This is a genomic window from Streptomyces boncukensis (genome assembly GCF_011045075.1).
Classification (GTDB): domain Bacteria; phylum Actinomycetota; class Actinomycetes; order Streptomycetales; family Streptomycetaceae; genus Streptomyces; species Streptomyces boncukensis.
Genome location: NZ_JAAKZZ010000579.1, coordinates 1 through 4,217 on the forward strand (window position 1 = coordinate 1; position 4,217 = coordinate 4,217).

Sequence of the window (4,217 nt, forward strand, 5' to 3'; positions counted from 1 at the left end):
CTCGCGTCTCCCGCATCCCTCTGCCGTCGCCGCCGGACACCTTGCTCACCCAGCTCACCCCTCTCCGCCCGTGGTCGTGCTGCTCACGCCTGCTCGTCCGGTTTCCCTTGCCGTCCCCGCGTGTGCCAGGGGTGCGGCCTGTTCGTCGACCTTGCTCAGCACGGAGAAGGCGGCGACGAGCTCCATCTGGGGCTCCGGGCCCGCCTCCAGGACGTCCAGGAGGGCGAGCCTCCGTTCGCGCTCCTCGTGGAGCACGCGCTCCACACAGTCGCTGAGCAGCTGGTCCGCCCGCTCCCGCAGCCCCTGTGCGCGTTTCCCGCCGAGGAGCCCGGCGAGCGCCCGGCAGGCGCCCTGAGCCGCCGTCCCGCCGAGCAGCGCGGCGGCGAGCAGTCCGGCCGCCCGTTCGGCGTCGGCAGCGGAGGCGCGCTCCGCCGCGCGCACCTCTTCCTCCGCCAGCTCCTCGACGCAGCGCCGCCACCGCCGCACCAGAACGCCCGCCCTGCCGCGTCCTTCACACCGTTCCTCGGGAGTGATGTCCTGAAGGCCCGCCAGTGGACCGCTGCCGCGGGCTTCGGCGATGCGTTCGTCCGCCGCCGACACCGCGCCCGTCAGGAGTGCGGTCAGCCCTTCCGTGAAGGCGTCGAGGAGCTCGTCCCCACCGCTGTCCTGGGGGAAGCCGAGCCAGTGTGTCGCCGCGTCGCCCGCGAGCAGCTCACCGCTGGTGATCCGAGCACGCGTCCGGGCCGCCGCCTGTTCGTACGCCGTCTCGGTCTGCTGCGCCAGGTGCAGGGCGGCCGCGTGCTGGGCAGCCGAGGCGCCTGCCAGGGCGGCGATCCGGGCGCGCAGCGAGCCGACGGCACCTGCCGCCGTCCGCCCGACCACGGCGCGCCGTGTCTCCGGGTCGGTGGTGCACCGTTCGAGCCACCCTTTCAGCCCGGCGACCGCCGAAACGGGCAGCAGTCCGGAGCCTCCCGCTGACTCGGGGAGCTCCGGAATGGTGAAGCGCGGAACCTGGCCCAGTCCCTCGCGCTGCAGCAGCACTCCGTACTGGCGTGCCACGTCCGCGGCCATCTGGTGCGGCACTCTGTCCAGGACAGTGGCAAGCGTGACGTCGTACTCCTTCGCCGTGCGCAGCAGGTGCCAGGGCACCGCGTCCGCGTACCGTGCGGCCGTCGTGACCAGCACCCAGATGTCCGCCGCGCAGATCAGCTCGGCCGCCAGATCGCGGTTCGGGGCGAAGAGGGAGTCGATGTCGGGCGCGTCGAGCAGGGCCAGCCCGGGGGGCAGCCCGGGGTCGGTCTCGACGCGGAGCGCGCGCTCCCCGGTGTCCCGGGCCCCTCCCGCCTCCCCGGCGCCGCTCTCGTCGTCCGTGCCGTCCTCGTCCCGGTCCTCCCCGTCCTCCTGACGGGGCACCCAGACGCGTTCCAGCCGGGGCAGCACCCGGCGGCCCGCGAACCACGCCCTGTCCTCCGGGTGGCAGACCAGCACGGGCGTCCGCGTCGTGGGCCGCAGCACCCCTGCCTCGCTCACCCGGCGGCCCACGATCGAGTTCACCAGAGTGGACTTGCCCGCGCCGGTGGAGCCCCCGATCACGGCGAGCAGCGGGGCCCGCGGGTTGCGCAGCCGGGGCACCAGGTAGTCGTCCAGCTGAGCGAGCAGCTCAGCGCGGGAGCGACGCGCCCGCTCGGCATCCGGCAGCGGCAGGGGAAACCGCGCGGCAGCGACACGATCGCGCAGCGCGGTGAGCGCGTCGAGCAGTTCCGGCCGTACGTCCAAGATCGCCACATGTGCAGAATGCCCAATTTTGAGGCGTATTTGAAGCGTATTCACGCTACGCGATGGTGAAAATGACAGGTTTCGCCTGCCAATCGCCCCGTTCACCCCTCATGCCGCACCCTGCAGCCGTGCCGCAGCCATAACGAGTGCGCAACACCCTCGCCCGACGGCGCGAAAAGCGCTGCGCAAATCGCACCCGCCTGCGATTATCGGGATCGCTTCACTGAACCTCCACACCGCGTCGCGGTCGCGAAGCGAGCGGGACGAGCCCTTCGGCCCCCTATCCTTGACCCCGCCAAGGTCGCTCCGGGGGCAAGCCCGCCCAACCCGCGATGAAGACCGGCCCCCGTAGCTCAGTGGATAGAGCAGGTGCCTTCTAAGCACTTGGCCGCAGGTTCGAGTCCTGCCGGGGGCGCTCCGACCCGCCCTCCCTCCGGGAGGGCTTGTTTACTGGTCAGAGCCTACTTCTGTGATGTTTGGAGGCGCCGGACCGCCCACCTGGAGATCGCGGGACAGTCCGGCGCCGTCCGGCTGTCACCGGGTTTCTGCGGGTGGCCACGGTGAATACACGGTGACGCTGCCCGTGCGGCTCACCGGTCCTCGGGCAGCTCGGGAAGGTCCCCCTGGGCCTCCATGCGCCGCTTGAGGTCCGGGAGCTGGCCCTCGATGCAGCCTGCGTAGAAGGCCAGCAGGACCGGGACGCTGTTGCCTGCCCAGTAGGCGACCTGGGCGGGCGGGATGCCGTCGTTGAGCCACTTCGTCAGGCGGGTGTGCCGGATGTCGTAGATCCGCCGCCCCATCAGGGACTCGTACTCCCGTTCGGTCAGCTCCGCCTTGCGGGCGGTCCTCCATGCCCGTCGAATGACCGATCCGGCGATGAACCCTCCCTTCTCCCCTTGGAACAACCGGTCGCCCGGCTTCAGCTCTTCAGCCCGAATGTGCTCTCGAAGGATCTTCGTCAGCGCAGGAGGGCCGGGCACGCTGCGCGTGTCGTCCTCGGCCCGCCCCTTCAGCCCACGCTCTTCACGGAGCTCACCGTCATCAGTCCAGTTCCCTCCGACCTCCGGTTGGGCGGTGTGGAAGAGGAGATCGCTCCACTGGTCTTCAGCGTCTTCAGGAGGGATCGTGACATCGTCCGCGTACATCGCCGCGGCTTCCTCGGGCCGTGGACCGGTGTAGTAGACGGTGCTGAAGTACGCGTGCAGCCGTCGCCCCCCGCGAGCGCGACGCCGGATCCGAGCAAGGATGCGAGCCATCTTGTGCGGGTGGGTCAGGGACCGCCTGTCGACCGCATTGGACGCCTGCGGCGTTGCACCCCTCCCCTTCGGCAGAGGATTCGCGTGCAGGATCCGACGCTTGATCGCGTACTTCATCGCCACGTTCAGCACCCGCCGCGTGCGCTTGACGGAGCTGGCCGCGGCCCGCTTGCCGTCAAGCTTCGTGTCGACAGCGCGCAAGATGTCGTCAACCTTGACCGGATCTTCCCAGGCTGCCATGGACAGGGTGTTGCGCTCCACCCACTTCAGAGCCGCCTTCAGCTCGCGCCGGTCGGCCCGGACCGGGCCGGCGGTGCCGTAGGCGAGCGAGATGTGCAGGGCGTACACGGCGGGAATTAGGGGGAAGCGGCCGCCGGTGACGTCCGCGTCGACGCGGGCCGCACGCTCCCACAATCGACGCGCCGGGATGCCGGGGCGGGCCGCGCACTCGATGGCGACCGTGCCGATGCCGGGCCGGTCGAAGGTCAAGTCGAAGGAACCGAGGCTCTGGCACTCCTTGGCGACCCGCTCGCTGATCTCGCGGATCTCGCCGTCGCGGTACTCCTCGACCGGGCCGCCGTGCAGCACCGTGCAGTGCACCCAGCGCGCGGGGACCGCAGCCAGTCCGGGGCGGTGCGTGAGCACCCGGTACGTGTAGGCCCGCAATCGGGATGTCCCGTTCCGCTGTAGTGGTCTACAGGTTTTCTGTATGTCTCATTCAGGGGGACACCTCTCGCTGTCTCACGATCTTGTCCCTTTGAGGCTGCAGGTCAGCGTCGGCCGATTCGATCCCCGCCAGATACGACTCCAGCGCGGAAAACCCATCGACTTGAGCCGGCTATCCCCGTACGTAGGAGGGCTGCCCTTCGCGTACTTGTCCCTGGCGTGTTCGCCCTCGGCGGTGAATTCGAGAGGAGCGGCCCTGGTGGGGTCCGAGGGGCTGGGCCATACCTGCGGTGACCGAGACGGCATGGCAACGGCATCAGGAAGCGGGGACGGGCTTCAGCCGGTAGGCGTCCCCGTGGGCGACCACGCGGCCGGCGGTGGGCGGTGCGAAGTGGGTGCCGAGGAGGAGGGTGTCCGTGCCGGCGAGGGAGCCGAGCAGTTGGCGGCGGGTGGCCTCGGACTGCCGCGGGTCGATGTCGACGCAGGCGCCGATGGCGGGGTGGGCGAGCTGGACGGGGT

At 70.5% G+C, this 4,217-nt stretch carries 2 protein-coding genes, 1 tRNA gene and 1 pseudogene; 1 reads left to right on the forward strand and 3 read right to left on the reverse strand.

Going from position 1 to position 4,217, the window contains the following annotated elements; translation table 11 throughout:
- Positions 1-54: 54 nt before the first annotated feature.
- The gene (locus tag G5C65_RS32350; RefSeq protein WP_206442516.1) at positions 55-1,776 is read right to left on the reverse strand and encodes a dynamin family protein; all 1,722 of its coding nucleotides are present in this window, start codon (positions 1,774-1,776) and stop codon (positions 55-57) included.
- Positions 1,777-2,118: 342 nt separating this feature from the next.
- On the opposite strand from G5C65_RS32350, the gene G5C65_RS32355 reads away from it, so the two are divergent.
- A tRNA-Arg gene (locus tag G5C65_RS32355) sits at positions 2,119-2,191 on the forward strand.
- 175 nt (positions 2,192-2,366) lie between these two features.
- On the opposite strand, the gene G5C65_RS39740 is transcribed toward G5C65_RS32355, so the two are convergent.
- Positions 2,367-3,620, reverse strand: a complete 1,254-nt coding sequence (locus G5C65_RS39740; protein WP_338146767.1) for a tyrosine-type recombinase/integrase — start codon at positions 3,618-3,620, stop codon at positions 2,367-2,369.
- Between the two features lie 394 nt (positions 3,621-4,014).
- Positions 4,015-4,217: pseudogene (locus G5C65_RS32365) on the reverse strand (MBL fold metallo-hydrolase); the annotation flags it as partial.